Below are 1,863 nucleotides of genomic sequence, written 5' to 3' on the forward strand. Positions count from 1 at the left end.
ATGGAGATCAAACCCGGGAAAGACAGAAGCAAACCTCACTAAAACCGGACATTTCTATTGAGCCGGAGACCAGACATCTCTATCTGGCCATGACATAATTTGTAGGTCCCAAATAGAAATGTCGGGTTTGGGGGTGCGGCGGAATTCTTGGACTGGTTTATGTCGTCAGCCCGAGGCTCTCTCGATATTCAATCGGGCTGCGTGCGCCAAGCGAGATCTTGATCCGTTTCTCGTTGTACCAGCGAATGTACGAGTCAACGACCTCAATGAACTGGTCGGTGCTGACGGTCTGCCAGTCCCGAGAGTAAAACAGTTCCGTTTTCAGCCGTCCAAAGAAGCCCTCGCACGCCGCGTTATCAGGCGAGCAGCCCTTGCGCGACATTGAGCGAATCAGCCCGGCCTTGCGTATCCGGGTAAGCCACCCTGGCCAGCGATAATGCGCACCGCGATCTGAATGAACCACAGGTCGGCTGTTGCTACTACCGATTGCTTCGATGGCGGCATCGAGCATCGTGTTCACACGCTCGGCGTCTGGTCGCGTACCAATCGACCAACTGATCACAAGCCCATCGAAGCAATCGATGACCGGAGACAGATAGACTTTACCGGCAGGAATCTGGAATTCCGTGATGTCTGTGAGCCACTTTTCATTCGGTGCAGCGGCCCGGAAATCCCGGTTGATAAGGTTCTCCGGGGCCGGACCTATTTCTCCAGCGTAGGAACCGTATCGACGTCGCCTCGTTGTGGCCGCGCTTAGCTGCTCCTGCTTCATCAGGCGCCGAACGAGCTTCTCCGAGATGAAGACCTTCTGCCTGCCAAGTGCCGCGCGCACCCGGCGATATCCGTAGCAGCGGTGATTCAGTTCAAAGATGTCTGCGATGGCACGGCGTACGCCAGCATACTTGTCGGCAGTCTGTATCCGCGCCCGGTGATAGAAGTAAGAGCTACGGGCGAGCCCCAATCCAGCCAAAAGCTCCGGCAGCGTGTAAGTCTGTTTCAGGGCATCAACCAGCGCCGTCTTCTCCCGATTCGTCAGGAGTTGCGGGTTGATGCCCAGGCCTTTTTTTAATATTTCGTTGGCCTTCTTCAGGATGTCGTGTTCGATCTGGAGCTTCCGGATGTCACGTCGGAGTGATTCGACCTGCTGCTCCAGCGTCGCTTTCTCGGAGCTCTGCGGCGGATCGTTGCGGCGTGTCATGTTTGAAACAGCCTCCTGACCGAGTAACCGAGTTCTCCAGTTGTACAACGTTGGGCGGCTCACGCCAATCTTTTTGGCAACTTCCTCGGCGCTTTCCCGTCGAGTGCACAGATCGATGACCGCTGTCTGCCTGAGCTCTGGTGTATGCCGAATACCTGAAGCCTTCCCGAGAACACGTTTCTTTCGCTCAGGATGCAGCTCGTCGAGCCAGGCGACGAGCGTCCCGCGTCCCGGATACCCCAGGGCCTTTGTCATTGCTGCCAGACACTGGCCATGGCTCATATAGTGGTCTGTGGCCGCCTTTTTTTGTTCTGCCGAATAGCGCGGCCTCAAGCAGATACGTTGCCTCGGCAAATCCAGGCATCGCTCGTACACGTGATACCAACGTTCGAGCGACTTCGTTGTGGGATAGCCCAATTGCCGAACCGTCGCGGCAAGGCGCTTTCCAAGCTTCAAGTAGAGTTTGACCGCCCGGATGCGGTCTTCGTACGAATACATGGACTAGCTCCTGATAGTCCAAGAATTCCGCCGCACCCCCAAACCCGACATTTCTATTTGGGACCTACAACAATGTCAAAGCCATTTTCAGATGTCCGCTTTCCGGCCAAGTTCAAGTGTCCGCCTTGCGGGGTTTAGGGTTTGTCTTTCACGGGGTGCAGTTCACG

At 55.8% G+C, this 1,863-nt stretch carries 1 protein-coding gene; it reads right to left on the reverse strand.

Features of this window, described 5'->3' with window-relative positions:
- Window positions 1-157 precede the first annotated feature (157 nt).
- Window positions 158-1,696, reverse strand: coding sequence for an IS3 family transposase (locus C7402_RS46060; RefSeq protein WP_116615300.1), 1,539 nt, complete (start codon window positions 1,694-1,696; stop codon window positions 158-160).
- Window positions 1,697-1,863 lie beyond the last annotated feature (167 nt).

This window comes from Paraburkholderia unamae, from assembly GCF_003096875.1.
GTDB lineage: Bacteria > Pseudomonadota > Gammaproteobacteria > Burkholderiales > Burkholderiaceae > Paraburkholderia > Paraburkholderia unamae.

Bases quoted from the DNA above. Each gene is read 5' to 3' on its own strand.
- C7402_RS46060 (WP_116615300.1), bottom strand. From the start codon at position 1,696: ATGTATTCGTACGAAGACCGCATCCGGGCGGTCAAACTCTACTTGAAG.